The sequence below is a fragment of the Mesorhizobium sp. L2C066B000 genome, from assembly GCF_000502335.1.
Classification (GTDB): Bacteria; Pseudomonadota; Alphaproteobacteria; order Rhizobiales; family Rhizobiaceae; genus Mesorhizobium.
On sequence record NZ_AYWZ01000006.1, the window covers coordinates 186,630 to 212,470 of the forward strand.

The 25,841-nt window shown below is 59.0% G+C and carries 29 protein-coding genes and 2 pseudogenes; 16 read left to right on the top strand and 15 right to left on the bottom strand.

Annotated elements, in window-relative coordinates; translation table 11 throughout:
• Positions 1-296: 296 nt before the first annotated feature.
• The 3 genes and pseudogenes from X733_RS1000000170235 to X733_RS1000000171465 all read left to right on the top strand — a co-directional run.
• A pseudogene (locus X733_RS1000000170235) lies at positions 297-1,586 on the top strand (type I secretion system permease/ATPase); the annotation flags it as partial.
• Between the two features lie 19 nt (positions 1,587-1,605).
• On the top strand, positions 1,606-2,943 hold the full coding sequence (locus X733_RS149735; protein WP_023818925.1) for an HlyD family type I secretion periplasmic adaptor subunit: 1,338 nt from the start codon (positions 1,606-1,608) through the stop codon (positions 2,941-2,943).
• Positions 2,944-3,210: 267 nt separating this feature from the next.
• Entirely contained in the window at positions 3,211-3,585 is a 375-nt protein-coding gene (locus X733_RS1000000171465; RefSeq protein WP_081740675.1) for a conjugal transfer protein TraD, read from the top strand.
• Here X733_RS1000000171465 and X733_RS149730 read toward each other — a convergent pair.
• Positions 3,525-3,863, bottom strand: a complete 339-nt coding sequence (locus tag X733_RS149730; RefSeq protein ID WP_023818926.1) for an AIPR family protein — start codon at positions 3,861-3,863, stop codon at positions 3,525-3,527. The genes X733_RS1000000171465 and X733_RS149730 overlap by 61 nt on opposite strands.
• A gap of 237 nt (positions 3,864-4,100) precedes the next feature.
• Between X733_RS149730 and X733_RS149725 the strand changes: the two genes are divergently transcribed.
• The gene (locus X733_RS149725; RefSeq protein ID WP_155924215.1) at positions 4,101-4,289 is read left to right on the top strand and encodes a hypothetical protein; all 189 of its coding nucleotides are present in this window, start codon (positions 4,101-4,103) and stop codon (positions 4,287-4,289) included.
• A 121-nt stretch (positions 4,290-4,410) separates the two neighbouring features.
• Entirely contained in the window at positions 4,411-4,950 is a 540-nt protein-coding gene (locus tag X733_RS149720; RefSeq protein ID WP_023818928.1) for a hypothetical protein, read from the top strand.
• 22 nt (positions 4,951-4,972) lie between these two features.
• Here X733_RS149720 and X733_RS149715 read toward each other — a convergent pair whose 3' ends face one another.
• From X733_RS149715 to X733_RS149670, 10 genes are all read right to left on the bottom strand, one after another.
• On the bottom strand, positions 4,973-5,566 hold the full coding sequence (locus X733_RS149715) for a hypothetical protein (protein ID WP_023818929.1): 594 nt from the start codon (positions 5,564-5,566) through the stop codon (positions 4,973-4,975).
• The gene (locus X733_RS149710; RefSeq protein WP_023818930.1) at positions 5,563-6,150 is read right to left on the bottom strand and encodes a L,D-transpeptidase; all 588 of its coding nucleotides are present in this window, start codon (positions 6,148-6,150) and stop codon (positions 5,563-5,565) included. The genes X733_RS149715 and X733_RS149710 overlap by 4 nt, the downstream gene beginning before the upstream one ends.
• The gene (locus X733_RS149705) at positions 6,131-7,297 is read right to left on the bottom strand and encodes an AAA family ATPase (RefSeq protein ID WP_023818931.1); all 1,167 of its coding nucleotides are present in this window, start codon (positions 7,295-7,297) and stop codon (positions 6,131-6,133) included. The genes X733_RS149710 and X733_RS149705 overlap by 20 nt, the downstream gene beginning before the upstream one ends.
• Positions 7,294-7,890, bottom strand: a complete 597-nt coding sequence (locus tag X733_RS149700) for a TadE/TadG family type IV pilus assembly protein (protein WP_245274436.1) — start codon at positions 7,888-7,890, stop codon at positions 7,294-7,296. Before X733_RS149700 ends, X733_RS149705 begins: the two co-directional genes overlap by 4 nt.
• A gap of 41 nt (positions 7,891-7,931) precedes the next feature.
• Positions 7,932-8,459: a TadE/TadG family type IV pilus assembly protein gene (locus tag X733_RS149695; protein WP_023818933.1), complete on the bottom strand. Its 528-nt coding sequence runs from the start codon at positions 8,457-8,459 to the stop codon at positions 7,932-7,934.
• A gap of 4 nt (positions 8,460-8,463) precedes the next feature.
• Complete coding sequence (locus tag X733_RS149690) at positions 8,464-9,924, bottom strand: pilus assembly protein TadG-related protein (RefSeq protein WP_023818934.1); 1,461 nt, start codon at positions 9,922-9,924, stop codon at positions 8,464-8,466.
• 72 nt (positions 9,925-9,996) lie between these two features.
• Complete coding sequence (locus X733_RS149685; RefSeq protein WP_245274437.1) at positions 9,997-10,275, bottom strand: hypothetical protein; 279 nt, start codon at positions 10,273-10,275, stop codon at positions 9,997-9,999.
• Positions 10,276-10,279: 4 nt separating this feature from the next.
• Positions 10,280-11,725, bottom strand: coding sequence for a type II and III secretion system protein family protein (locus X733_RS149680; protein WP_023818936.1), 1,446 nt, complete (start codon positions 11,723-11,725; stop codon positions 10,280-10,282).
• A 54-nt stretch (positions 11,726-11,779) separates the two neighbouring features.
• On the bottom strand, positions 11,780-12,835 hold the full coding sequence (gene cpaB / locus X733_RS149675; RefSeq protein ID WP_023818937.1) for a Flp pilus assembly protein CpaB: 1,056 nt from the start codon (positions 12,833-12,835) through the stop codon (positions 11,780-11,782).
• A gap of 89 nt (positions 12,836-12,924) precedes the next feature.
• Positions 12,925-13,107 (bottom strand): Flp family type IVb pilin, encoded by a 183-nt coding sequence (locus tag X733_RS149670; protein ID WP_023818938.1) that lies wholly within the window; start codon positions 13,105-13,107, stop codon positions 12,925-12,927.
• 898 nt (positions 13,108-14,005) lie between these two features.
• On the opposite strand from X733_RS149670, the gene X733_RS149665 reads away from it, so the two are divergent.
• The 7 genes from X733_RS149665 (at position 14,006) to X733_RS149635 (ending at position 20,410) form a co-directional block, all read left to right on the top strand.
• A complete protein-coding gene (locus X733_RS149665; RefSeq protein WP_023818940.1) occupies positions 14,006-15,382 on the top strand; it encodes a CpaF family protein in 1,377 nt (458 codons plus the stop codon).
• Complete coding sequence (locus X733_RS149660) at positions 15,382-16,353, top strand: type II secretion system F family protein (protein WP_023818941.1); 972 nt, start codon at positions 15,382-15,384, stop codon at positions 16,351-16,353. The genes X733_RS149665 and X733_RS149660 overlap by 1 nt, the downstream gene beginning before the upstream one ends.
• Before the next feature lie 10 nt (positions 16,354-16,363).
• The gene (locus X733_RS149655; protein ID WP_023818942.1) at positions 16,364-17,314 is read left to right on the top strand and encodes a type II secretion system F family protein; all 951 of its coding nucleotides are present in this window, start codon (positions 16,364-16,366) and stop codon (positions 17,312-17,314) included.
• Between the two features lie 51 nt (positions 17,315-17,365).
• Positions 17,366-17,917 carry a tetratricopeptide repeat protein gene (locus X733_RS149650; protein ID WP_023818943.1) on the top strand — a complete coding sequence of 184 codons (552 nt, stop codon included), beginning with the start codon at positions 17,366-17,368 and terminating at the stop codon, positions 17,915-17,917.
• Between the two features lies 1 nt (position 17,918).
• Positions 17,919-18,425: a prepilin peptidase gene (locus X733_RS149645; protein ID WP_023818944.1), complete on the top strand. Its 507-nt coding sequence runs from the start codon at positions 17,919-17,921 to the stop codon at positions 18,423-18,425.
• A 269-nt stretch (positions 18,426-18,694) separates the two neighbouring features.
• Positions 18,695-19,384 (top strand): isoprenylcysteine carboxylmethyltransferase family protein, encoded by a 690-nt coding sequence (locus X733_RS149640; protein WP_155924216.1) that lies wholly within the window; start codon positions 18,695-18,697, stop codon positions 19,382-19,384.
• Between the two features lie 279 nt (positions 19,385-19,663).
• Entirely contained in the window at positions 19,664-20,410 is a 747-nt protein-coding gene (locus X733_RS149635; protein ID WP_031193386.1) for a phosphatase PAP2 family protein, read from the top strand.
• Between the two features lie 219 nt (positions 20,411-20,629).
• On the opposite strand, the pseudogene X733_RS1000000168140 reads toward X733_RS149635, so the two are convergent.
• A pseudogene (locus tag X733_RS1000000168140) lies at positions 20,630-20,857 on the bottom strand (helix-turn-helix domain-containing protein); the annotation flags it as partial.
• 325 nt (positions 20,858-21,182) lie between these two features.
• Between X733_RS1000000168140 and X733_RS149630 the strand changes: the two are divergent.
• The 3 genes from X733_RS149630 (at position 21,183) to X733_RS1000000169605 (ending at position 22,777) form a co-directional block, all read left to right on the top strand.
• The gene (locus X733_RS149630; RefSeq protein WP_023818948.1) at positions 21,183-21,398 is read left to right on the top strand and encodes a hypothetical protein; all 216 of its coding nucleotides are present in this window, start codon (positions 21,183-21,185) and stop codon (positions 21,396-21,398) included.
• 544 nt (positions 21,399-21,942) lie between these two features.
• Positions 21,943-22,164: a hypothetical protein gene (locus tag X733_RS149625; protein WP_023818949.1), complete on the top strand. Its 222-nt coding sequence runs from the start codon at positions 21,943-21,945 to the stop codon at positions 22,162-22,164.
• 427 nt (positions 22,165-22,591) lie between these two features.
• A complete protein-coding gene (locus tag X733_RS1000000169605; RefSeq protein ID WP_023818950.1) occupies positions 22,592-22,777 on the top strand; it encodes a hypothetical protein in 186 nt (61 codons plus the stop codon).
• A 189-nt stretch (positions 22,778-22,966) separates the two neighbouring features.
• Here the strand turns inward: X733_RS1000000169605 and X733_RS149620 are convergent, their stop codons facing one another.
• Positions 22,967-23,188 (bottom strand): DUF768 domain-containing protein, encoded by a 222-nt coding sequence (locus X733_RS149620; protein ID WP_023818951.1) that lies wholly within the window; start codon positions 23,186-23,188, stop codon positions 22,967-22,969.
• A 1,321-nt stretch (positions 23,189-24,509) separates the two neighbouring features.
• On the opposite strand from X733_RS149620, the gene X733_RS1000000169610 reads away from it, so the two are divergent.
• On the top strand, positions 24,510-24,890 hold the full coding sequence (locus X733_RS1000000169610) for a hypothetical protein (protein ID WP_023741140.1): 381 nt from the start codon (positions 24,510-24,512) through the stop codon (positions 24,888-24,890).
• A 271-nt stretch (positions 24,891-25,161) separates the two neighbouring features.
• Here the strand turns inward: X733_RS1000000169610 and X733_RS149615 are convergent, their stop codons facing one another.
• Positions 25,162-25,680 (bottom strand): hypothetical protein, encoded by a 519-nt coding sequence (locus X733_RS149615; RefSeq protein WP_023818953.1) that lies wholly within the window; start codon positions 25,678-25,680, stop codon positions 25,162-25,164.
• Positions 25,677-25,841 (bottom strand): transposase (locus X733_RS1000000170855; RefSeq protein WP_245274441.1); only part of this gene is annotated, 165 nt, incomplete at its 5' end. The genes X733_RS149615 and X733_RS1000000170855, both read right to left, overlap by 4 nt.

The window sequence follows — 25,841 nt, forward strand, 5'->3', positions numbered from 1 at the left end:
GTCTCTGGGACGCCGTCTCGGGAGAGCAGCTCTACATCCTGCGGCCGGTAGGCAATTACCCGACGGCAATCTTCAGCCCGGATGGCACCCGGGTGCTGACGGCGGGAGAGAACAGCGATGCAACGCTCTGGGATGCTTGGACCGGAAAGAAAGTCCTAGGTGTAAGCAGCGACGCATATACGCGTGCTGCTTTCAGTTCAGACGGCCGCAGCTTCGCGACGGCAGGCAAGCATTTTATTTCGATCTGGAATACCGCAGACGGCGTGCTGACGCGGTCGATCCGAGTGACCTCCTGGCCCTACACCTTGGCGTTCATCGGCATCATCTTCCTGCTGCATCCGTGGCTCGGCTTCTTCGCACTGGGCTGTTCGCTGCTCTTGATCGCCATGGCCGTGCTCACCGAGTATCTCGTGCGTTCGCCGCTGAAGCAGGCCAACGACCTGGCGACGACCAACTATAATTTTACCGAAATGAGCCTCAGAAACTCGGAAGTCGTTCGCGCCATGGGGATGATCGACGGTCTCATCCGCCGCTGGGGGCGCGACCGTAACCTGGCGCTGCGGCGCCAAGCGGAGGCAAGCGATCGCGCCGCCCTGATGTCCGGCCTGATCCGGTTCCTGCGGCTCACCATGCAGTCGCTGATCCTCGGCCTCGGCGCCTATCTGGTGATCGAGCGGCAGATCACCGGCGGCACCATGTTTGCGGCGAGCCTCTTGCTGGGCCGGGGGCTACAGCCGGTCGAGCAGATCGTCGGCCTTTGGCGCAGCCTGATCCTGGCCCGGGCGGCGTTGGCAAGGGTCGAGAAGCTGGTCGACGGGGGCGCGCTGAACGAAAGATCTTTCAACCTGCCGAAGCCCACCGGCAAGATTTCGGTCGAGCAGGTCAGCTTTGCAATTGCCAGCCAGCAGAAAGTGCTTCTCCGCGACGTATCATTCCGGCTGGACGCGGGCGAGGCGCTGGGAATCGTCGGCCCTTCCGGCGCCGGCAAGTCGACGCTGGCGCGTCATCTCGCGGGCGTCATGCAACCCAGCCGCGGCACCGTCAGGCTGGACGGGGCCGACCTGTCGCAGTGGGGGCACGACGCGCTCGGCGACCACATCGGCTACCTGCCGCAGGATATCGAACTCTTCGCCGATACGGTCGCCGCCAACATCGGCCGCTTCAAGACCAATGTCGACCAGGAGGTGATAGCCGCCGCGCGGCTCGCCGGCGTGCACGAGATGATCATCCGTCTGCCGCAGGGCTACGAGACCCAGATCGGCGAAGGCGGCGCAGTGCTGTCGGGAGGATATCGGCAGCGGATTGCTCTTGCCCGTGCGGTATTCGGAACGCCGAACCTGATCATTCTCGACGAGCCGAGCTCAAATCTCGACGCCGATGGCGACCGTGCGCTGAGCGAGTGCGCCATCGAGCTCAAGCGCCGCGGCAGCACAGTGATCATCGTCTCGCACCGGCCTTCGACCTTGGCCAATGTCGACAAGATCCTTCTGTTGCGCGATGGCGCCGTCGAGGCCTTCGGCATGAGAAACGAGATCGTGGCGCTGCTCAACCAGCGCGCGGCTCCAATGGCGGTGGCAACCCAATGAGCTGTGGCCGGAGAGATCGATGAGCGACGGCGCCCTCACCTACCGGAGCCTGTCCGGCGAAACCGGTATCCTGGCCCCGGATTCGATCCGGGTGCCGGCCTCTGTCGGCCTGCTGATCATCATTGCCTTCTTCGGTATCTTCGGCGGCTGGGCGGCTTTTGCCCCGCTGAACGGCGCCGTGCTCGCCGACGCCATCGTCAAGGTGGAAGGCAATCGAAAGAGCGTACAGCATTTCGACGGCGGCACGGTGAAGGAGATCCGCGTCAAGGATGGCGACATCGTCAAGGCAGGCGATGTGCTGGTGGTGCTCGACGACACGCACGCCCGTTCCGAATTCAACCTCTATTCGCAGCAATATGCGTTGTTGCGCGCTACCGATGCCCGCATTCGTGCAGAGCTCGACGGCCATGAGGCAGTCGCCTTTCCGAAGGACATCACCGCTGAGCACCAGGCCTATCTGCAGGACGCGATGACCAACCAAATTGCCGACCTCGGGAGCCAGCGCGCCTCGATGGCCGGTGCCAAGCAGATCCTGCAGAAACGGATAGCCGAACTCGACGAGCAGATCGATGGAAAGCAGGCGCGCGTCGAATCTTTTCGTGCGCAGCTCAAGTCGACAATTGATGAAAAGGCAGGCCTCAACAAGTTGCTGAAGGCCGGCCTGACAACGCGCACGCGTGTCCTGGAGCTCGACCGCTCCGCCTCCGACCTGCAGGGCCTGATCGACCAGACTCTCGGCGATATAGCCGGAAACCGCCAGAGTAAGGCCGAGCTTGAAAGCCAGATTGCGCAGCTCACCAACGAGCGCCGCGCAAAACTCTCAACCATGCTGATCGACGCCCAGTCCAACCTCGCCGACCTGGTACCGAAAATGTTCGCCGCGCAGGCCACGGTCGACCGCGCCGAAGTGCGGGCGCCCTATGACGGCCAGGTGATGAATCTCACCGTTTTCTCGACCGGCGCGATCGTCGCCCCCGGCCAGACCATCCTCGACATCGTGCCGACTAGGAATTCGTTGATCGTTCAGGCGCAGGTGAAGGTCGAGGACATATCCAGCCTGCGCGCCGACATGACGGCCGAGGTCCGCTTCACGTCCTACAAGCAGCGTTCGATGCCGGTCATTCATGGACGGGTCACCCGCATTTCGGCGGATCGCGTCACCGACAGCAAGACCGGGCTTCCCTACTATCTTGCCGACGTAGCGGTCGATCCCGCGGAATTGGCCGCGGCCCCACAGATTGCGCTTTATCCGGGCATGCCGGCGTCAGTCATGATCGTCACCGAGGAACGCACCGCACTGGACTACATTTTAGGCCCGCTGGCTGTGTCGTTCCACTCCGCGTTTCGCCAGAAGTAACGAGCTTCGCGCCCAACATATTCGCGTTTTTTCAATTTGCGGACGCGGTCCAAGGTAGGTGGCGAGACCCATCTTATTCGATGGTCTGCGCCATGTCCAAGGCGGCCCAACCCATCCGGGAGCTTATTTCGATTTCTGGCGATTACGGTTGGGGTAGTTCCATGTTGCACGAACTTTCCGGCTCTCTGTCGCTTAAATCCTTTCTTTCCGGGCATGTCTCGGCCCATTCCTTGCTGTCCCTGCAACATGGCTGCAACACAAATTGATATGTTTGTTCGTGTATGTTCGTGCAAATCCATCGCATTACCGATCGGCCTCCTCGTCAAGGCAGGCATCGTTAATCTGACCAACTACGATCGCGCTGCCAACTACGGCGCGATGCTCTGGATGACCGCGAAGGTCCAGAGCCCAGAAGGCGAGCAAGCACAACGATTATGGACTGAGAAGGGTAGCCAGGCGTTCGATGCTGAAGGGCGTGACGAGCGGATGGGACGGCGAACTTACCCACAGTTGGCGCGAGCAGCGGCCGGCACGAAGCCCGAACAGCAGACTTCTCCGGTGCGCCAGCGCCGACGCCGCAGTCAAACGCCCGCGCAGGAAGCTTTCGTCGCTACCGCGCGCACGTTCGTAGAACCAGCGTGACTGACGTTGCATACCGCCCGCCGGGCGCGCCCAGACCGACCCGAAAGCTCCTGCATCCGTCGGTGGAAGCGATGATTGGACGAGAAGTCGGCCATGTCGACCTCGTTCTGATTGTTGGCTGACTGGGAGACGCGCGGCGCGATCTCCTCGATGTCACCATCGTCCAGAATCTCGATAATCTTGAGCGGCACTTGGAGGCGGCTCGCGTCCACATCCTCCTTGCGCCACGCGCGGAAGATCGAACCGGTCGTCTGCCGCGCAATCACGCTGATCAGCAATGGCAAGACCTACGTTGAGCCCACAACCACCGCGTCCGTTTCCGCGGTCTGGGCGAGGAGCTGGGACATGGACGAAGGTTTGCTATCTAAGAATTCGATGACTGCTAAGGCACTGAAGCGCAAAAATCGCGATCGTGGTTACCCGGTGGGCAGGCCATTGGAACCAGCTCGCGCGTTCGGCGTTTCGAGCGGATGATCAGAAGTTTCGCTTACGCCCTTATCCTCGTCCAGGTATCCATGGCGACCGCGCTGGCTACACAGGTCTTCCTTACGACCGCCGAGGAAGCCCGTAACTCAGAACTCTCGCTGGCGCCGGCGCCAGGCGAAGAGGGATGCGCCAAGGCGATGTGGCCCAATATTCCTGAACGATGTTTGAAACGGGTCGAGCCGAAGGTGGTGACGCTCGTGCTTAGCCAAAGCAACTAATGGCGCATGGCTCTTTCTGCTGCCATTCGCGGCTGGCCGCGCTGCCGCAGGACCAGCAAAGGTCTGTTAAGCCTCGCTCAATCTCTGCAAGCTATCTTGTTGCCAGTTTGTCGAGGGTGACATGAAGCGCAAGTCGATAATGCTCTTTGCCTTCCCAGCTCTGATCCTGCTGATCCTGGCAGGGGAGCGCATGGCGACCTTCTTGCTGGGAGCTTATCCGGCCAGTCCTACAATGTGGTGGATCTGGCTTGAACTAAGGCCACTGTCGACGATGTTCTGGCAACAGGTCGATCTCTTTGTGGGCGCTTCGATGGTCCTCGATGCCTCCGTCCTGGCTGCCGCATCAATCGTTTGCTGGACGGCGTGCCGCACAAGAAAGTCGGCTGCCTTCTTCTTCCTTGCCAATCACATCGCCCTGCTTTTTGCCGGGTTGATGATCGCCGTCACCAGCCATTCCGAAACGGCGAGCACGATCGCTTCGTTCGCCGTACCCGGGGGTCTTCCATTCTCGCTAATGGTTGATTTTACCTTGAAGAACACCCTTGTGCTGTTTTTGGGTGTGACAGCATGCGCCTACTGTCATGTTGTCTTTCTCAGCGAAACCCGGCAGCGGTCCGGAGCGCTGGCCGCGAGGCTTGTTGCTTTGCAGCGAGATCTCTAAGGGTGCCCTATTTTTTCCGGCGTTAGTTGATCTTCCGGTAGTAAACCTTGCCGTCGGCCTGCTCTATGCGCTGGTAGTTGGAGCTTGGGGCAGGCGCTGCGGCCGCGATCCTGTTTTTCGCTGGACGCGGCGCATCGACAACGTTGTGGTCGGTCGCGTCTTCGCCATCGAGAACAGCAGGCGCCTCCGCCATGCTGCTGGTCGTGTCGACGGAAGGTTCCGCTGCGCTCGACGTGATTTCGTCATGGGCAATAGGCTGGCTCTGTTCCAGCCGGGCTATGCTCCGGTTGATTTCGCCAAAGCTGCTCTGCAGTTGAGTGTCCAGTTTTTCAAATCGGCTCTGAAAACCGTTGTTGACCGTATCCAACTGGCTGCCGATTCGTTGTTCGAACGTCCCGAGTTGTTCCAGGCGCCCTTCCAAAAATCGCATATCGCTGATGCCGCGGTAGAGATAAACCGCGGCTACCATATTCACCAAGGTGAGCAGGGACGTGCCGATGATGACCGCGCCGATAATGCTTTTGTCGCTCGGTTTCACAACGGCAGCTTGCTCTCCAATGTGGGTTGCTGTCCCAATCTCGATTGCCGGCATGTCCGGTTCGCTGATCATCGTCATTGAACCACCACCTTTGCGCCGATCGCGACGCGCTTGAAGAGATCGATCACATCGGTGTTGGTAAGGCGAAAACACCCCGATGTTCCGTCGAAGCCAACACCCTTGGGATCGTTGGTTCCGTGTATCCGATAGAGCGTGTCACGCCCGTCCCGAAGCAGATAGAGCGCCCTGGCGCCGAGTGGGTTGTAGGGACCGGCCGGCACCATTTGCGGCAGGTCCGGCTGGCGGGCGCGCATTTCGCGGGGTGGGCGCCATTCCGGCCATTCGGTCTTCGCCCCCACCTTGACGACCCCGGTCCAGCCAAATCCGTCGCGTCCGACGCTGATCTGATAGCGAAGCGCCTGGCCTTGTCGGGTCACCAGATAAAGCGCTTTCTCGCCCTTGCGGATAACAATCGTTCCGGGTTGTTCCGTGGTTTCAAAGGCGACGGTCTTGCGCAGGCTGGGGCCCATTGCCGGCAGCGGCGGCCGATCCGAAAGTGCCGATCGCGCGCTGGCGGAGTCCTGGACCGACATCGCCAGCGCCATGCCCATGGCGCAGACCAACCCAAGGACGATCCGATACCTATTTGGCAGCAGCGTCATCGAGCCGCTCTTTGAACATCCGCTTGAGGTCCTTGTTGAAGCGCGCACGCCCATCCACCTCGGCAGGCAGGATAGCACGGTTCAGCGCATCGGTGAGGAGCGCATTGTCCAGCGCGACCGACTTGATGTGCGGCGCCTTGAAGATCTTTTCGAGTTCGCTGCGCGAAAAGTGGTTGCCGAACCATTTGCGCTTATGCTTGTTGGCGACCAGCGTGATGCTGACAGCATTGCCACGCAACTCACGGATCTTCTTGTAGAGCCGTTTGCCTTGCCGCAGTGAGGCGACGTTGAGTTCGAAGACGATGAATATCTCATCGCTCGTCGACAGCACGGAATTGTGCCAAGGCGTCTCGATGTTCGGAAGGTCGATGACGATGTCGTCGAACCGGTAGGCCACAAGGTCCAGCAGCCGGAAGACAAAATCACTGCCCTGCGGTTCGAAGGGCAATTGCGGCCTCTCGAATGAATAGAGCGTCAGCCCGGACGGGCGCGAGAGCTTGATGACGTCCATCAGTTCGACATCGAGCCTCTCCGGCTGGCCGATAATGCCGCCAAGGTCGAACTGGTTGAACTGGTTGAGATAGGCGCCGCAATTGGCGCTCTGGAAATCGAGGTCGACCAGGCAGGTGGAAGCCCCGCGTTCCTTCGATTTCGACGCCAGGAATTCGGCCGCCGACAAAGCGAGCGTCGTCGCGCCGGCGCCGCCGCTGGCGCTGATGAAGGTGATGATGCGGCTTTTGGTTCCCTGGTTGCCGGTGTCGTGGAAGGTCACCGCGTTCAGCAGTTCCTTGCCGTCGAGCGGCTTGTGCAGCCAGTCCGAAGCGTTCATGCGCACCAGCACACGCGTCTGCTCCGACGACAGCTCGTCTGAGACCGCGATCAGCGGCACGGTTGCCCAAAGGGCGCGCGCCTCGACGATGCCCGGCCTTCCGAGCAACTCGCCATTGCCGAGGTCGAGGATGACGATGCCGGGGCGCGTATCCGCGGGCGGCCCCCTAAGGAAGTCGCTCGTCTCGGAAACCCTGACGTCGTAGATCGCCAGCGCATCGAGCCGCGTCGCCACATCGCGCTTGAAATTCGGATCCGACGAGAACAGCGCCACCTGCTTTCGCTTGGTCGGTGTAACCTTGGTGTTGATGGCATTCATGACGCAGTACTCTTCAAATCTTCGCCCGTGACCGTGCTCAGCATGGAGGGCATGTTGATATCGGCGAAACCCATCAGTCCGTTCAGGAAGAAGAATTGGAAGCTCCTGTTCTGCAGGCTTACGCTGATTGTCGGCACTGGTCCGCCCAGCCGCGTCTGGAAGCCGAGGCCCGTGGCGGAATAGGTGATGACAACGTTGCTGCGCAGCAGGCCCGGGAAGAAATGACACATTCCTGGCCGCTGGTTGGCGGCCAAGGCGGGACAGACGTCGTTGGCGGTGTTTGCAGTGTCGCCTCGGAAGATACGGCTGAAGGCGGCAGCATCGAATGCGCCGCCATTGCTGCATGCACCCGTGGTTCCGGTATACGAGCAGACAAACGGACCATAGATGCCGGCCCGTACGGGGGCACCCGGCACCGAGGTGGGGGCGGCGGCAGTCAGATTGCTGACAACCGGATCGGAGATCGACGCCAGCCGGGCACCGACCTGCACGGCCTTGGTCGCCGCGTTCCACTGATACAGTGCGTAGCCGAAATCGACGAAGCCCAGGACAAGCGTAAACAGCAGCGTCGACACGATGGTGATCTCGACCATCGCCGCGCCGTCCTCCGATGTTGCGAAACGCCTGATCATTTTCAGAACCGGATCAACCGCTCCTCATGGAAGCCGCTCAAGGTGATCGGGCTGACGTTGATGAATGACAGCATCCCGACGCCTGTATATGCGAAAGTGCCTGCCGCCCTGACGACGCAGACCTGTGCTGTGGTGGAGCGATACTTGGTAACACCGGCCTCCACGGCGTCGTGGCAAGACCCGCTAGTCACCGTGACGTTCGATTTCTGCCAGCCGGCGACACGCGAGGGTGGTGTCCCGTCCGCGTTGCCGAACACCGCGATGTTTGTGGCGACGTCCGCACAGTTGATCGCAGTGAAGCCCGCATCGGCATAGTCGGTATACATCTGGCTATTGCAGCGCGCTGCATAGCGAGCACCGTCCGAAAGCCCGGCCTCCATCAGCAGCTTGTCGTGGATCAGATTGCCGAATTCGAACACGCCAGCCGACAGGATCAGCATCAGCGGCGTGATCAGCGTCATTTCGACGAGCGCCGCCCCGCCGTGGTCGCGTCGAAATCGATCGAGATGACGGAACAGGGTTCTGATCATCGCGTCACCGGTAGAGCTGTGCTTCGTCGCGCAGGAAATTATCGAGCGTGCCGCGCCCACCCTTGCCGGTGATGTCGATCAGCTCGACATAAATGTCCTTGCTGTCCTTGATAGGCTCGGTGATGAAGAAGCTGCCGAAAGCGCGAACTGGAATATTGTTGGCGCGACCGTTGAACCCCCCGATTGCATTGCAGTCGATGATGGCACCGTAGAGGACGCGCCGGTCTACGCTTGTGACCGGTGTCTGGCCGCAGGACGGATTACCGGTTTCTCCGCTTACCGCTGCATCTCCAGCGATGCTGTCGTTGGTCGCGGGGTTCCCGTCGGGGTTAAGCTCGTAGCGATACATTTCGTAGCGGGTGGCTCCCACGAGCGATGAAGGCAAAGCGCCGCGTGTCGAATGATTGACGGTCCAGTAGCGGCTGGCATTCCAATCGCCGGTGCCCATACGGCCGCCCATCAGGCTGCAGGTGCCGGTGATCTGGCAGGAGTCTCGCTCCAAGCCGACACCCTTTGTTGGGTCGGTCTCAAAGTCGGTTTGGCCGTTGTTGCAGTTGATGTTTTTGAGCCCCATCCGGACATTGGCCGCTGGGCCAGTCGACGTTCCAATGTAACTTTTGCTGATACCGAAGCGGGCATTCAGCCCGTCTTGCACGGGGCCGGTGCTTTGTCCCGGTTCGGTGTCAACACCATCTTGGGCATAGCAGCCGACCGGCTTCACGCGGGCGAGCGACGCTTCCAATGCGTTCGCGCCGTTACCCTCTGGCGAAGCAAGAAAGGCGAAGTTACCAGGTTGGTAGTAGCCATTATCTCGCAGAAGTATTTGGCGACGGCGATACTGCAGCTGATTGGCAGCCATTTCCAACGTTACACCACCGGTGAGGCTCGTATCTTCGTAGGGATTGCACATGAAGACCGGGGTGTAGTCGCAGACGCTCGATTTGAAGCCGCCTACCGCGACCGCGCTCACATTGAAGGAATTGCTCGCGGAGTTGCCGGTCAAGAACGATGCTGGGAAGATTGCAGCGAAGCCGACTGGGGTCACCGTCACCTCGATAAAGCGGGCATTCCTGGCGTCCGTGATTTCATCCGTGATGATATTGGCCGAGGCTATCGGCAAATTGTCGGATGCAGGCAAAGACCGGAGATAGCGTCGCGTCACCCCGGCGGCAGCCAGCGTCTGCGGGACACCTGAACCTACAGTCGAGAAGGTGTAGTTGTTGGCCACAAGCGTAGCCAGGGCGTGGTCACCTCTGGTGATGCTGTCGGATTGACCATCAAGCTCAGCAGCCGCGGCAAGGGCAAACGCGTCCGCGCCTTTCTGCAGATCATTATGCAAATTGTTGACCCGGCTCATATCGATCGCCAGCAGCGAGAAGCCGATGATGGCTGGCAGCATGACGCTGACGAGTATCAGCGCTATTCCCCTCTGATCGTGCCAGAACGCGCGAATGGCTCGCAGCATGGCTTTACTCTTTGCTCCCCTGATGCCAGGTTTCCTCGTTGTGCCTGGCGCACTGAAACCGCATCCTTCTGTTTATTCCACCGTGTTGGTGGCAGGCGCTCCGACATTGACGGTGATGGCCGGCGGGGGGGGCGGCGGTGGCGGAAATTTGTAGCTGTTTGCAATGGCAGCGGCACGCACCCCGTCGCCTCCGATCCTCGTGTTTTTGGACGCAGGATTGAGCGGATCGACCGTCTGCAGCAGCGAATTGTATTTCTGCGTGTCGCCGGCGGCCAGGGTCACCGAGTCGTAGTGGTTCAGATAGTCCGCGGCGCAGCCCGACAGTGCGCAGACGCATAGAATGAGGATCAAGGCGCTATTTCTTGACATAGAGCATCTTGTCCTTCGAATGGAAGTCCAGCATGTGGCCATAAGGGCCGGTCACGCCATCGCCCGTTTCATATCTTCGGATCATGTCCTTGTTCACCTCAAGCTGACCCAGCACGAAGAATTCCGGATCGTTGGCCGGCCGTGTCTTGTCGAACGGCGTCGCCAGCTGTTCGCCGGGCTGCACCGGCCGCACGATATGCGGCGTGACGATGACGACCAGTTCGGTCTCTTCCTTCTGGTTGCTCGAATTACGGAACAGCGTCCCGATAATCGGCACCTGGCCAATCCACGGCACCTGGTTCTGAAGCTTGGTGGTCTTGCTCGACAGCAGGCCACCGACCGCGAAGCTCTGGCCGTCGCGCAGTTCGACGACGGTTTCCAGCTTGCGGTTGGTGAAGATCGGGTCGCCGGCGGTGGTGAAGCCTGTCAAGTCGCTGACTTCCGGCGACAGCCTTATGTGGATCTTGTCGTCTGCAAGCACGACAGGTGTGAACTTCAGATTCACGCCGAATTGCTTGAACTCGATCTGAATCTGGCCATCCTTGTCGAGGCTGCGGATGGGAACCTCGCCGCCGGCGTTGAAGCTGGCTTCCTCACCGGAAAGCGTGGTGAGATTAGGGTTCGCCAGCGTGCGTACCACGCCTTTGGCCTCGAGCGCCTCGATGTACAAGTCGACTTTGATGTTGCTGTCGATAATGCGGGTGAGCAACGCTCCAAAGGGAGTCGAGTTGGAGAGGAGGTTGCTGAGAAAACCTGCGCCGCCGAGCACCACGTTATCTTTGTCGACCGCGGTAATCCCGGTTCCGACCTTGGTGGTGCCGCTGCTGTTGTTGCCCTTGATCGACACGCCGAGATCGCGGCCGGCGTTGCGCTTGGCCTCGAGCACGCGCACTTCGAGATTGACCTGCTGGCTGTCGTCGACAGTGACGGAATTGATGATGTCGTCGGGACCATATTGCTTTGCCACCTCCAGGATGGCTGCCAGAGTGGCGCCGTCCTTGACATGGCCGCCAAGCCTCACCCTGCCGTTCACCGAGCCGACTTCGATGCGCGCCCTGGGCGCCACCTGGCGGATCGCCTGAGCCATGTCGCTGACGTCGACGCCCACCTCGATCTGGATGACACCAAGCGAGCGCTTGTCCGGGGAGAAGAGATTGACCGTGGTGGTGCCGGCGCTCTTGCCAATGACGTAAAGCGTCCGGTCGGTCATCGGCTGGGCATCGGCGATCTTCTCGTCGCCAACGACGATGTCACCGAGATTGGCGCTCACCTGGAGCGTCACCGACTGTGACATCGGCAGGAAAATCCGATGGACGCTTGGGTTTGACACATCGATGAAACGGTCTGCTGCATCAGCCGCAAGGCTCGATGGCAATAGTGCGGCCAGACACGACAACGCGGCCGCCGCTACCTTTAACCAAGACCTCCGCATCCCCAAAATCCCCACTCGCTGCCGACGCAGCCCTATTTTGTTGGCCGCACCTTATCATGGTTGTCGCGGCACGTCATATGTCTCGAGCTTGACACCCCGAAATACGCCGACCGTCGCCCGCGCCGGTGGCTCGGGAGTCACATACTTGACCACTTCCTTGACGACTTCCTGAACTTCGGGTGCTGAGGCCACCGCCGGAGCCGGCTTGACCTTGCTCAGATCGTCGAGCTTGCTTCCTACCCGTTCGACGGCCTGGGCCAGTCCGGCGATCTTATCGTCGGCGCGCTTGCGCTCGGCTGCCGCCTCGGCGTCGGCTGCTGCCTGCCTGGCAAGTTCAGCCTGCCTTTTGGCGACATCGTCGGGCGTGTCGCCGGTCAGGTCCGACAGCGTAATACGCTCCGTCGTCTCACCTTTACTGGCGGCGGCCTGGCGCAGCGCCAGCGACAACTGACCGGCATCGGCGGCAAGCGTAAGTTTCTGGGCGTCCTTGGTGCTGACCTCAAGTGTAACCGACTTCACCACTGTCGGGCTGTCTTTGCTCTCATCGGCTACCTGGTCGACGGCGAGCACCTTCATGCTCTGCAACAGCACGTCGACAAAACTTTGGTCCGCGCCCTCCGCAGTCCGCATCTTGCGCGTCAGCAGCACATCAACCCGGTCGCCCGGGTAAACAAATCCCGCGACGCCGAGGACGTCGTTGACCCTTATGGAAACGGCCTTCATGCCTTCGCCAAGCACCGCCGACAGCGTGGCGCGCTGGCCAGGGCCGGTTATCTTGGTGGCGAGGACAGGTTCGTTGACGCCGATCGACTGCAACGCCTGCTTTGTGCCTCCTCCGGCTGGAAGGTCTTTCGTCAGAAGTTCTTCCGTCGTTTTGAAGGCGCCGGCCGGAACCGCACCAGACGGCCAATCGACCACACGCAGCTTGTCCGCCGACAGCGTGTCACCAAATTTCAGCGCCACTGTCGCCACGACGACAGTATCGCGCTCTACATCTCCTGTTCGTGCCATGGCGCTCCGTTGATTGGCCAGCCAGATATTGGCAAGCACCACCGCGAGCACGCCGAACACGCCGGCGAGGATGATCATTATGACAGTATTAGCGCGCATAGATTTGCCCCGCCAGATTGTGTTTGCGCAGTTCGCTGCGTTCCATCGACGCCGGGGGTGCCCTCGGTGTCGGTGGACCTGTCAAGATATCAGGGGTTAGCAACCAACGTCGTGGACAACGTCGTCCACTGGGTGCCGATCCAAGCGCCGACGACAACAATCGACGCAATCACTGCGATAGTGATGATGCCGAGCAGGATTGTATATTCGACCATTGCAGCGCCGTTTTCGTCATCGCGGAACTGCCGGGTCATAGTCATGAGCTTTTTCATGGCAATTTCTCCTTTTGGAGTTTGAACCCGACGAGACGAGCCAAGGATGAAATCCATACTCAAGCATCTCCGTCACTTTCAATCGCAAGCCCTAGTCCATCGACGCCGAGGATGTCCTCGGCGTCGATGGTGTCGTCAAGCCACTACGGGTTGGCAGTCAACGTCGTGGAAAGCGCCGTCCACCGAGCGCCGACCCAAGCGCCGACGACAACGATCGACGCAATCACTGCGATAGTGATGATGCCGAGCAGGATTGTATATTCGACCATTGCAGCGCCGTTTTCGTCNCAATCACTGCGATAGTGATGATGCCGAGCAGGATTGTATATTCGACCATTGCAGCGCCGTTTTCGTCGTCGCGGAACTGCCGGGTCATCGTCATGAGCTTCTTCATGTCAATTTCTCCCTTTTGGAGTTGAACCCGACGAGACAGAGCCAAGGAGGTAACCCCATACCCAAGCATCCCCCGTCATCTCAATCCTAGGTCGCGTGAAAAAGCAGAGTCAAACGGATTAACAGTTCCTTAACCTTGCAATACCTGATCGGGAGCGGCCTAAATTTCCACAAGATCTTGATTCGATTAATTTTTCAAGCGCCCTTAACCATTCGTTCATAATTCTGCCACAGGTAAGACAAAAGGCTAGCCATATTAGTCGTACGGCATATACCTTTATATCTAACGGCTTACGGGGAGTTGTCGACTGCGTACAGCCTTGTTGCGGTTTGAAAGGTTCCGAGAGGTGTCGTGGAAGGGTGCTTCATCCAAAATAAAACGTTTTTTTTGGAGACCCTCCTTAACTATGTTGTAAGTATCGTCGCCATGGCGCTGCGCGGCGCTTGTGCCTCCCTTGGTTAACGCTTAGTTTCAGGCTTGGGAAATTCAGGGGACTCGGGCGAGATGTTAGGCCGCTTCATCAAAGCACCGGACGAGCGTCAGGCTGTGCAGACTGCGGCCCCGCCAATCACAACACCGCTTGCGCCTGCTGCCGATCTGGCGCCGCAGGGCGACGAGTTCCTGGCGCTGAAAGTCGATCTCCACCGACATCTGATCGACCGGTTCAACCTGACCACCCTAGAAAGTGCGTCTAAGGATGAGATCCTGAATGAAATACGCCCGATCGTGCGCGAATTCGTACGTGGTCGCAATGTGCCGCTGAATGCTCGCGAGCTTGATCAATTGACCAGCGACACGGCCGACGAGATGCTGGGGCTCGGGCCGATCGAGCCGCTACTGAAAGACGACACCATTGCCGACATTTTGATCAATACGCACAAGCGGGTCTTCATCGAGCGCCGCGGCGTGATCGAGGAGACAGCGATCCGTTTCCGTGACGAGGCGCATCTGTTGCGTGTCATCAACAAGATCGTCTCGGCCATCGGTCGGCGCGTGGACGAATCGTCGCCTATGGTGGATGCGCGTTTGGCAGACGGATCGCGCGTGAATATCGCGGTGCGGCCGATCTCGGTGGATGGTCCGCTGGTGTCGATCCGCAAATTCTCGAAGAACCCCTATTCGCTCGAGCGCATGATGGCTTTCAATTCGATCCGCCAGCCGATGGTGGATCTGCTGCGGATCGCCGTGCAGGCGCGCAAATCGATCCTGGTTTCGGGCGGCACCGGCAGCGGCAAGACCACCTTGCTCAATGCTTTGTCCAGCTACATCCCTTCCAAGGAGCGCCTGATAACGATCGAGGATGCGGCCGAGTTGCAGCTGCAACAACCGCATGTCGGGCGGCTGGAGACGCGCCCGCCCAATGTCGAGGGCAAGGGCGAAGTGCGGCAGCGTGAATTGCTGAAGAATGCGCTTCGCATGCGGCCGGACCGCATTATCGTCGGCGAGGTTCGCGGCGAGGAAGCTTTTGACATGCTGCAGGCCATGAACACCGGCCACGAGGGGTCGATGACCACGATCCACGCCAACACGCCGCGTGATGCGATATCGCGGCTCGAGCAGATGGTCGGCATGGCTGGCATGCCGATGAGCCACGAATCCATTCGCGCACAGATTGCATCGGCCATCGATATTATAGTGCAGACGCAGCGCCTTTCCGATGGTGGCAGGCGGGTCGTTTCGATTTCGGAACTGACCGGCATGGAAGGCAATGTCGTCCAGCTTCAGGAGATCTATCATTTCGTCCGCCGCGACGTAGGTACGGACGGAACTATCATTGGCGACTTTCGTGCGACCGGTGTCCGGCCGAGATTTGCCCAGGAGGCGGCGACTTTGGGGCACCAATTCGCCAAAGACGCCTTCAATCCGCAGGTTTCGCTGTGATGCCGACCGGCCAGACTCTGCTCTACTTCATTTATGTGCTGGCAGCGGCATCCGTTATCCTCGCCGCCGAATCCCTCTACCTGTCTTTTGCGGGGCGGCGGGCGCGAGTGGGCGCGATCAATCGGCGGCTGAAGCGATTGGGAGAGGAATCTCCGGCCGAACAGAGTTTGCAAGGACTGTTGCAGGAGCGCGGGCTGACGGCATCAGGCGATTACCTTTTCGGCGCGGTTGCGCTGAATAGGCTTTATACGCAATCGGGCATTACTGGTAATCCGCTCGCATTTGCGTCGATGTTCCCGCTCGCTGGCTTGGTGCTGGCTTTGGTGCTGTCGTTGCTTCTGGGATTCTCGGCCATTGTGGCGGTCATAGCCTTCGTGCTTGTCGGGTTAGCGCTCCCACTTCTCGTCCTGAGGCGTGCCCGTAACAAGCGAATCCAGAAATTTGCAGCGCAGCTTCCTGACGCGCTCGATATGATTGTTCGGTCGCTACGCGCCGGTCACCCAACCACCGTGGCCATCGGCCTGGTTGCGCGCGAGATGCCTGATCCGCTCGGGACCGAATTCGGAATTGTGTCAGACGAAATCACCTTCGGTCTGAGCTTGGAGCAAGCGGTGCGGAAGCTTTCGGAAAGGGTCGGCTTCGAAGGGCTTCACCTTCTGTCTGTGTCTCTCTCAATCCAGGCCAAGACCGGTGGCAATCTGACGGAAATCTTGTCGAATCTCGCCTCCGTGTTGCGCGGACGGCGGACGCTCCGGATGAAGATAAAAGCGCTTTCGGCCGAGGGACGCATGTCGGCCTGGATCATTTCACTGTTTCCGGTTCTCATGCTCGGCATCCTCACGGGCCTCGCCCCGAGCTATTACGGAGATGTGTGGGGAAACCCACTTGTTTTGCCGGTGTTTCTGATCTTCGGACTCTGGGCGCTGCTGGGGGACTTCATCATGTACCGCATGGTCAATTTCGATTTCTGAGGGCACGGACTTGCTGACCAATATTGGAGACTCGGCCCTTATGCTCTCGCTTGCGGTCTTTCTGGCGGCGGCCGCATTTTTTGTCGTGGCCGCGTTGGTTTTGATGCCGGCCCTCCAGACCAGAAGAATGGTTACGCAAAGCCTTTTGTCCGAGGGCATCAGCAATCGGCGATCACTTGGCGCGCGGCAGGAACTCAACAGGATTTCGGCGCAGCGGCCTGTCGATGCCTATTTCCGCGCTCTGGAGAAGGAACGCGGCGAGCCAAATGCGCTTGAAGCCAAGTTGTTCCGGGCCGGATTCTATCAATCCAGTGCGCCGATCATTTACACATTGTCTCGCCTTGCCGCCGTGTGTGTCGGATTCTTGGTAACGTACGCGCTTCTTTCGCGCGTGTTGCCGAATTACTTGCAAGGCGGCATTGCCTTTGCTGGTGCGGCCCTGCTAGGACTTGGCTGTATCGTCATTCCGAGCATCGCGCTCGATCGATTCGAGAATGGCCAAAAGCAGGTTTATCGTCGCGCTTTTCCGGACTTCATGGATATGATGATCACCTGCGCCGATGCCGGCATGAGCCTGGAGGCGGCGGTTGAGCGCGTCGGCGCTGAACTGGCTGGTACCCATAAATGGCTCGGTATCCAGCTTTCGATCATGAATCTGCAGCTGCGCGCTGGAAAGCCGTTGCGGGAAGCGCTGCGTGAACTTGCCGACCGCATCGGTCTCGAAGAGGCGCGGGCCTTGGCGGTTTTGTTTCGGCAATCGGAAGAATTGGGCACCAGCCTGACGGAAGCCCTGCGCGTTTATAGTGACGAGATGCGCACGCAGCGGATCCTGCGCGCCGAGGAGCGCGCCAATGCTTTGCCGGTCAAGATGATGATTCCATTGGGCCTATGCATCTTCCCCGTCGTGATGATGGTGATCATGCTACCTGTGGTCATCCGCATGAAAGGCATTTTCTTCTAGTTGCGCATATGCTTTGGTCCTAATATGGGTCGGGGACTCAAGGGGAGATTTATGAAAAGGCCAATTGCAGTCGTGGCCTGCCTGTTCATGGCGGCACTCGTCGGCTGCCAGACGAACGGGGCGAACACCACCGACCGTGTCGTTCGCACCAACGAGCCGTCGAAAGGCGACGTGACGTCCTTTGGCGACGCTTTCGATGGGTTGAAAACGGTCAGCGACGTCGAATACTATGCGTCCGATCAGGCCGTTGCCGAAGCCAAGAACCAGTTTCGCGCGGAGAACTACGGCAATGCGGGAGCGCTGTTCTACAAGGCGACGCAACTGGCGCCCAACGATGGTGGCGCATGGATGGGCCTGGCCGCCTGCAGCGACCGCATCCACCGCTTTGACCTCGCCGACCGGGCCTACGCCCGAGCCTTCAAGCTGGTTGGCCCGTCGCCCGAATATTACAACAATGTCGGCTATTCCTACCTGCTGCGCGGCAAGCTGCAGGATGCGCGCAGCAATTTCCTCAAAGCCTACGAACTCGCGCCCAACGATCCGACCGTGGTCAACAATCTGAAGCTCCTGTCGTCCAGTGTGCAGAACATCGAGCGGCAGTAGAATGCTGCTTGCCGCTTCGCTGGTGCTGAAAGCGCTCGCCTTACCCTTGCTCGCGAGGATTGCGTGGCTCGACTTCACGACCCAGAAGATTTCCAACCGCGAAGTGCTCCTGCTGCTTTGCCTTGGACTGGGGTCACTGCAGTTCGTATCGATCCTGGTTGGATCATGGTGGGACATGGGCCTGAGCGCGCTGGCCGGTCTCGTCCTGTTTCTTGCTCTCTTCCCTTTCTGGGCATTGCGCAAGGTCGGTGCCGGCGATGTCAAGCTGATGGCGGTCATGCCATTCCTGACCGGCGGAGGCGGTCTTGCAGTGTTCTCTCTGCTGCTGCTGGTTTTCGCCCTCGCCACGGCGTTGATTGTGAAAAACCCGCTCTTGCTGCCTGAGGGCGCCTTCCGTTTCTACGTCCAGCACCTGGAACGCAAGGGCGTCGTGCCGTTTGGCGTACCTATTTCAGCAGCAGCAATCTGCACAATAGCGTTCCAGATCGCATACAGTCAAACGCACTAGGTGGGCCATTGCTCTAGCTCCGCCAGTTAACCTTCTGGAAACCATTAACTTGCGCTAAAACCGACGAAGTGCTTGGATCGTGTCTTGTCGGCGGGGCGCCGTATGGATTTTCTGAATCTCAAAGCACTGTTGATTACGGCTTTGATCTTCGTCCTGATCGAGCATCTGTTCGACCAACCACCCGGTCAGAAGATTCTCAGGAAACCCGTCTTCAACGACTAATCTAGCGTCTTCAACGGCGTTCCCATAGTGCTTGGCGGGCAAATTCAATGAAGCTCCCTTCACCAGCGATACGTGATTTCATCGGGCGCGCAACGATGACGCTTTACTTCACGATCTGCGCGACATTGAAGGCCGGGGCCATAGTCATGGCTCCTCGCGATCTAGAATGGACGGTGGCGCGGATTATCGACGCCATGGCAGACGTTGCCGCTCTCGGCTTCCTCGTGCTTATTGTCGCGACAACAGTGGCCCGCCTTCCACCCGTGAAAACGGCGCAAGGGCTCGAGCCTCGGATTTCGGCCCTGATCGGGTGCTTCGCCACTGCAACTTTGATTGCTGTCCCCTCCGCTCAAATACTTCCGCAGCTTCAGCTTGTTGCCGACCTCATCACCGTCGTTGGTTTTGCCCTTTGCATTTGGTGCCTATGGTGGCTTGGACGATCGTTCAGCATCCTTGCCCAGGCGAGACGACTTGTTACCGCAGGTCCGTACCAGATTGTGCGGCACCCGCTATACGTCTGCGAGGCGATCGGCCTGCTTGGAATAATCGTTGGCAATCCGACATGGATAACCGTTGTAGTCGGCACAGTCGCCCTCACCTTCCAGTATAGGCGGATGGTGAACGAGGAGAAGGTTTTGCGCGCGGCCTTCCCCGAATACCAAGAGTACGCTCAGCGGGTCCCCATGCTCGTGCCGCGCCTCTCTGGCGCAGCGTTGCCAGTGTCCGGCCCACGGTAAGGAGAATTCACCCTATACAGCTTATGCGGTGAGGATATGAGAACAAGAAACTATCTTTGTGCGACGTTGACCATATCAGTCCTGCTGGGGCTCGTTGATATGCTGTGGCTGTCCCATTCGATGGTCCGCTTTTCACCACTTAATTGGTCCGACATTTTAGCAGTTGCACTATGCATTTTCCTATCTGGCATAGTTTCTTGGCTCATAACACGGCGTGTGCGGGACGACGGCTCTCCGACAGGCCAATTTGTTCGCAGGGCTTCCGATTTCCTTGGAAGTTTGACGCTTGCTGCTGCGACATTTGTCCCATTGCTGATCTGCACGACCATCCTAATGCATGTTGGCAGTGCCACCGAGCGCCCGCTTGCCGATCCGGTGCTTGCTTCCATCGACGCGCGTATGGGATTCGATTGGCTTTGGTTTCTATCCATTACCAACAACAAGTTGATAGCTCCGGTGTTAATCTTTGCATACCACGCGCTCGGGCCGCAGGTTCCGCTTGTCCTGTTGTTGAACATAGCCACAAACAGAAACGATAAGATTTTGGAGTTCGTCGCGCTGCTTGCAGTGTCATCCGTGCTGGCGGGAGCGACAATGGCGCTTGTACCGGCTGAAGGTGCCTACGCCTACTTTAAGCCGACTGCAGAGCAATTCAACCACTTCACCGTCCAAGCTGGGATGTGGCACTACGAGACTTTGATGGCACTGCGATCCGGCGAACCGTTCGATCTTGTCATGGCCAAAAGCAACGGATTGGTTACCTTCCCTTCCTTCCACACTGCGCTCGGCATCATGGTCGTCTACGCGCTTCGCGACTATCGCTGGTTGTCTTGGCCTTTAGGCGGCCTGAATGCGATAATGGTCATCTCCACACTTCCCGAAGGCGGGCATCACCTGATCGACGTGTTTGCTGGAGCATTGGTAGGCGTGGCGTCCATCTTTGCCGTCAGAATGATCGGTGCTTATGAGCGGGTCCATGTCGATGGCGCCGCGAGGATCGGCAGCGAGACGGCCAGATTGCGCTGACACTCGCCCGAGGGTGCCTTCCGGCTCTATGTACAGCATCTGGCCGCAAGGGCCTCGTCCCGTTCGGCGTGCCGATCTCGATGGCTGCGATTTGCACGATAGTCTTCGAGATCTACAAAGATCTGGTGCTGGCTGGCAGCTCTGGAATCCTGGATCGGCTTAACTGAACCTCGGCAATCCGCTCGGCCGTCGCGAGGCCGAACGTCGAAAGCGCAACCGCTATTCCACGCTGAGCCGATACCCGATGCCGCACACGGTCGCAACAGACCGGATTGGACGGATCGCGCTCGATCTTGCGGCGCAGCCGGTTGATCTCGACGTCTATGGTGCGCTCGCCGACTTCGGAATCGTCACCGACAAGCTCGTGACGCGGAATGGTTTCGCCGACCCGCGGCGAAGAGCCGGGATCTCCTGCTCGCGGTCGGTCAGCTTCAGCGCGCCTCGCCGCCCCGCTCAGTTCGAGCTTGGACAGCGTGCCATGCGTTCCCCAGCGCTCCTACGACATTGGCAGGATCATCGAAGGTCGCTTCAATGGCAGGTTCCAGATCGAAAAAAGGAAGAGAAGAAGAATCTGTGCGCTCTCTGCACACAGTCTCCCAAATTAGCTGCTTTTGCAGGAGTCGCCTGGTGGTGATCTGACTCGGGAGCCGGCGATCCGCACGGAGGCTACCATTCCTGGCAAAGATTTCCGGCTTCGCATGACCTTCCGCCGCAATCGACGCATCCGCGTAGGCTACGTGCAGTTTCCTGCAGGGGTAAGGGAGTGGTCCCGATGCTTGTGAACCTTCCTATGCTTGTGAATCTTCCTCTCGTCGCCGTTGCTCCCCTTGCCGATTGGGTTCGTCATCGAGCCGAGCAGAAGGCGCTGTTGAAGGCAACGGACGAGTTGAGCGAGTCACCAGACGACGTGCTCGGCGACATCGGGATTTCCCGTGACGACATCACGACGTTTGCGTTCCGCAGCCCGGCGTCGAGACGTAGGGGCTGAGCAATAAAAAGCCCGCCACCGTGAGGCAGCGGGTTCTCTTTTGGAAATGATGAGCTGCCTTTACGGCCGGCCTTCATGGGGCGGGGTTGCGGATGCCTCTGGCCGGACATTCGACGTCATTGAAGCGAGGCACTCCTCCAGACGTTCCAGCCGCGCCTTCTGGCATCGCAGTGTGTGCGCGACGTCATGCAGCCTGGATTTGCCCTGAGAGTTGGCGGCAGCGATCAAGTCTATTTGGAGCCGACTGATCTCGCTCCGCAGATCGCGAGCATCAGCTTCCATCAGACCCCTGATCCATCCAGCCCCGCGCATTCCAGCACACCATCCACCGAGACCTGCGTCGCACGATAGCAGCGAGTTTGCTAACAACCATGCCATGAACCTTCTCGAATTTTATGCATTGCTAATATATAAAAAGCCCGCCACCGTCAGGCATCCGGGCAGTTTTTGCCCGTTCGGATCGATCTGTGAGGTTTGTCACAGACGCATCGACGTATCGGCGTAGGCTACGTACAGTTTCCTGCAGCGGTAAGGGAGTGGTACGATGCTTGTGAACCTTCCTATGCTTGTGAATCTTCCTCTTGTCGCAGTTGGTCCCCTTGCCGATTGGGTCCGTCATCGAGCCGAGCAGAAGGCGCTGTTGAAGGCAACGGACGAGTTTAGCGAATCACCAGACGACATGCTCAGCGACATCGGGATTTCCCGTGACGACATCACGACGTTTGCGTTCCGCAGCCGGCGTCGAGACGTTGGGGCTGAGCAATAAAAAAGCCCGCCACAGTGAGGCTGCGAGCCAAATTCTTCGAGAATTAAACTGGATCGTTCCAGGTTCTGTAGCGCGGGAAGCGCCAGCTAATGGTTTGCGGATGACCGCCTCCAAACATAGCGAGCACAACGCACCCGTCCTCCAGTTCCGCGTCTGGATCAATGATAAGGCTTTCAGCCCGAAGCTCGGGGTAGGTGTCTGTCACCGCAAACACGTTGTAGGCCCACTTGCTGGCGGCACTGCGAGGCAAAACTGCTGCCCCAGGGCCACGTGACCGTGCCGAGACGGTCGCGGGCTATCAGATGCCGTCGAGGTTCTCTTGAGCCGCGACCGAAATTCGACGTAGGCGCTCCCAAGCCGAAACTCAGGGAATCCCTCTTGAAGGCTCAAACGAGAGGACAAGCTAATACCGTTGAGAGGCGCGGGCATGGACGACGGTATGGGCGAGCATCTTGGGGTTTTCGACCTTGACGCTTTGCGCAAGGCTTTCCTCGAGTTCGTAGAAGAGCATAAAACCACGGATCATCCTGAGTGGGGCGAACTCGCCAAGCTGTTCCTCGAAAAAGAACGAGAGCGGCACCAAGAACCGGACCCTGCCCAGCCGGAGGGGTGAACTCACCAGCGCTGTGTGACCGGACCGGCGCAGAAGCCATGACCAGAACAAACCGGGGATTCACGGATTCGCGGTTTCGATCCACATTTGCTCTGAGATGGCATTGGCGTGGCGCTGGCCGGTTAGGTAAGCGAGCCCCTTGTCAGGCAGTCCGGCATGTAGAACATGACCGGCACGTCGGGGAAGCCTTCAGGCTAAGTCCGCCCTTTCGGCGCCACGACGATTCAATTCGATAATCAATTCGAAGACGCTTTCAAGCTCGCCGTTGATCTGGTCGGCAGGAATGCCGGCCTTCTCGGCAGCTGTCATCACTTGGTCTTTCAAGTCGCCAAGGATGAGGTCTCGCCGCGCCACAATGGGCAGTTGTTTGGCTACCCACTTATCGAGAAACTTCAAGCCACCGACGCTCATTTATTAGCAACCTCTCGTCCTTGACACCGCACCCGCCCGCGGCCGAGTGACACCCGATCGCGCGTGACGATTCCCTCCTATGACTTCCGCATTCGGTTGTCGATTCGACTTCGAAGGCCGTGATCGGCCAGCATATGGAATCAGTCGGCCCGGTCACGCGCATCGACGGCGACAAGGTAACCGTCAGCCTCCGGCCACTGGTGACTGTCGACGCCGAGCACGTGCGCGTTGTTGAGAGCCATGTGGAGGTCGCCACTGCGAAAAAAGCCGATTGTTGACAAAGCCTAACGGCGACTGCTTCAGGAGATCAAAGGCCTCGTCGCAGGGGCAGCCGCCGGAAAGAATGGGATTCGGGCCGCTTTGGATTATTATGCGGTTCCCGAGCCAGCACGGCGACAAGTACCGAGCAGTCGAGTTCCTCGTTGAACGAAAAGTGCGGGTCGGCCTCTGGCAAGATCTGAGCCAAGCGTAGCGATTTCAACCTGGCTGTCTTGGCGGCACGTTCTGTGCATTCAACCTCATTGATCGCTTTCGCGGACCGCACTGCACCTGGGCGTTCTCCCAGCCAACACATTTCCTGGTAGCCTCATTCTCACCTCCCCCCAACGCAAATTTCTACATTCGGATGAACCATGTCGCCCTTCATTCTGATGAAGCCCAAGCTGAAGCAGCGGACCAGATGGCCCGCGATTGTGGGCTCGCACCGCCCGGCGAGGTGATGCGAGCCCGGCCGAGTCTTGCGGGACCTCGACCAGCAGCGAACACCCACTCGCTGCCGTTCTATCAACAANCGACGATGGGCTCGCACCGTACAGGGGCAGGTGTGATGCGAGCCCGGCCGAGTCTTGCGGGACCTCGACCAGCAGCGAACACCCACTCGCTGCCGTTCTATCAACAAAGCCCCCAAATTTCAGGTTCCGCTTATATACAAAAAAGCCGGCCTCCTTTCGGCAGCCGGCCAGTTCCAACAGAACAAGGGAACGTGCACTGATGGGGCAGTGCAACGCCCGAAGTGTTCGAGGCCACAATGTTCCAAGGGTGAGAATAACGAGGCAGCCTAGCTAGCGGTTGGTGCCAGCCGCATGGCTTGCCCCCTCCGCCCTCTTGACTGCCCGAGCGGGTTAGGTACCTTCACTGCGTGCCTTGAGAGAAGCGGCCCGGGCACCTTTGGAAATGAAGCCGCGTGATAACCGACGATGGGGGAGCCCTTACGTCGTAGACAACGAGCAGCACGGCTGCCCAAGCACAACTCCAAACAACAACAATCCGGCTTCCGCGCCCATGGCGGCGTTGCGGCCACTAAAAAACATGGAGCAAAGTGATGACCAAAATTGTCGAATATCAGGATAGTGACGTGACGGTGGTATCGCGGAATCCGTTGCGAGGCGCACTGAAACTGGTGACCGATGACGACCACACAACCTTCCTCGAACTGGACAGGGACAGCGCCGAGTGGCTGGTGTCGGCGCTCCTCGACTTCCTCATGGAAGGCAAACACCCAGAAACACCAAAGATGACTGTTGAACCGGCCGCTGACGCCGCCAGAGGCCGCGACCAAGTTCTAACCGCCATTTTTGAAGGCATAGCAGCAGCCTATCAAGCCACGCTCTATGAAAACAATGATCCTTTGGACAATTGCGCGACCTTTGCAGAGACGGCACTAGCGTGGCTGGAGTCGAGTGGCTTAAGAGTGGTGCGTTAAGCCACCTTTGCTGCCTGCACGGTTTCGGGCGAACCGTGCAGGTTGCCCAATGGAGCGAAAGTGGAACAAACAGGGGATTCACATTCCCGGAGTTCCGATCTAGAATCATTCCATGGAAACGGTGTTCGATGATATCGCCAACGCCCTCAGAGAGCCCCGCTCAGACGTGTGGCGCCCAGTCCGCGCCTTCGCCCTCGATCTTGCCGCCAAGCTGTTCCTTGGCCTCGCTGTCGGCCTAGGCGTTTGCTTTGGAATGGCGCTGGCTGGTTAGCTATCTCGCTGCGGCCGACTGAAGTGCGACAGCAGCAAAATCTGCCGTTGAGTTTCCCGAAAACGTAGCAGTCTCTGATTCAGCGGAGGTCGAACTTGTTGATGCATGGATGCCAAGGAAATCCTTTCCACAAAGGGCACTAAAATCTTCGGTGACATTGCTCATGGACCCGGAGGTGGTGCCGGAAGCGATGAGCGAGATAAAAGCGATGCCATCGGCTGGAATGGTGATGGTAATCCTGTCGCCGCTTTCTGCAGCTATCGCGGCAGGTATCTCAGAAGCTCCAACCACTCTGTAAATCTGCGCCGTGACAGACGGGTTGCCGCCATCAAAAGTGAACCCGATGTCGGTCGACGTTGTGTTTTCCAATATGTCGCCGCTGCCGGCTGATATGAACCAGATCTCGGAATTGGCGCTTGAGGGCACATCATGACTGCGCACCAGGCGCCTTGCCCGAAGGTCGCCGACAGTTACGGTATCCAGCGTCCGCAACTCCCCGAAAAAGGTTGTGTGCGTCAAGTTCTGCAAAATGGGGCAGCCATGATGCTGGTCATGATGCTGGTCATGCGGCTTGGCGCATTGGTCTCGACGGCCAAGGCCCTGACCAGGCGCAGGCAGCTTTCGGTGTTGGGGAAGATGCGCACGACATAGGTGCGCCGGCGGATTTCCTCGTTGAGCCG

Bases quoted from the DNA above. Each gene is read 5' to 3' on its own strand.
- X733_RS149640 (WP_155924216.1), top strand. From the start codon at position 18,695: ATGAAGCTCCCTTCACCAGCGATACGTGATTTCATCGGGCGCGCAACG.
- cpaB (WP_023818937.1), bottom strand. From the start codon at position 12,835: ATGCGCGCTAATACTGTCATAATGATCATCCTCGCCGGCGTGTTCGGC.
- X733_RS149645 (WP_023818944.1), top strand. From the start codon at position 17,919: ATGCTGCTTGCCGCTTCGCTGGTGCTGAAAGCGCTCGCCTTACCCTTG.
- X733_RS149680 (WP_023818936.1), bottom strand. From the start codon at position 11,725: ATGCGGAGGTCTTGGTTAAAGGTAGCGGCGGCCGCGTTGTCGTGTCTG.
- X733_RS149625 (WP_023818949.1), top strand. From the start codon at position 21,943: ATGCTTGTGAACCTTCCTATGCTTGTGAATCTTCCTCTTGTCGCAGTT.
- X733_RS149660 (WP_023818941.1), top strand. From the start codon at position 15,382: ATGCCGACCGGCCAGACTCTGCTCTACTTCATTTATGTGCTGGCAGCG.
- X733_RS149735 (WP_023818925.1), top strand. From the start codon at position 1,606: ATGAGCGACGGCGCCCTCACCTACCGGAGCCTGTCCGGCGAAACCGGT.
- X733_RS149620 (WP_023818951.1), bottom strand. From the start codon at position 23,188: ATGAGCGTCGGTGGCTTGAAGTTTCTCGATAAGTGGGTAGCCAAACAA.
- X733_RS149715 (WP_023818929.1), bottom strand. From the start codon at position 5,566: ATGACGATGATCAGCGAACCGGACATGCCGGCAATCGAGATTGGGACA.
- X733_RS149725 (WP_155924215.1), top strand. From the start codon at position 4,101: ATGGCGACCGCGCTGGCTACACAGGTCTTCCTTACGACCGCCGAGGAA.
- X733_RS149650 (WP_023818943.1), top strand. From the start codon at position 17,366: ATGAAAAGGCCAATTGCAGTCGTGGCCTGCCTGTTCATGGCGGCACTC.
- X733_RS149705 (WP_023818931.1), bottom strand. From the start codon at position 7,297: ATGAATGCCATCAACACCAAGGTTACACCGACCAAGCGAAAGCAGGTG.
- X733_RS149710 (WP_023818930.1), bottom strand. From the start codon at position 6,150: ATGACGCTGCTGCCAAATAGGTATCGGATCGTCCTTGGGTTGGTCTGC.
- X733_RS149630 (WP_023818948.1), top strand. From the start codon at position 21,183: ATGCTTGTGAACCTTCCTATGCTTGTGAATCTTCCTCTCGTCGCCGTT.
- X733_RS149665 (WP_023818940.1), top strand. From the start codon at position 14,006: ATGTTAGGCCGCTTCATCAAAGCACCGGACGAGCGTCAGGCTGTGCAG.
- X733_RS149720 (WP_023818928.1), top strand. From the start codon at position 4,411: ATGAAGCGCAAGTCGATAATGCTCTTTGCCTTCCCAGCTCTGATCCTG.
- X733_RS149670 (WP_023818938.1), bottom strand. From the start codon at position 13,107: ATGAAAAAGCTCATGACTATGACCCGGCAGTTCCGCGATGACGAAAAC.
- X733_RS149695 (WP_023818933.1), bottom strand. From the start codon at position 8,459: ATGATCAGAACCCTGTTCCGTCATCTCGATCGATTTCGACGCGACCAC.
- X733_RS1000000171465 (WP_081740675.1), top strand. From the start codon at position 3,211: ATGTTTGTTCGTGTATGTTCGTGCAAATCCATCGCATTACCGATCGGC.
- X733_RS149700 (WP_245274436.1), bottom strand. From the start codon at position 7,890: ATGGTCGAGATCACCATCGTGTCGACGCTGCTGTTTACGCTTGTCCTG.
- X733_RS1000000169605 (WP_023818950.1), top strand. From the start codon at position 22,592: ATGGACGACGGTATGGGCGAGCATCTTGGGGTTTTCGACCTTGACGCT.
- X733_RS1000000169610 (WP_023741140.1), top strand. From the start codon at position 24,510: ATGACCAAAATTGTCGAATATCAGGATAGTGACGTGACGGTGGTATCG.
- X733_RS149690 (WP_023818934.1), bottom strand. From the start codon at position 9,924: ATGCTGCGAGCCATTCGCGCGTTCTGGCACGATCAGAGGGGAATAGCG.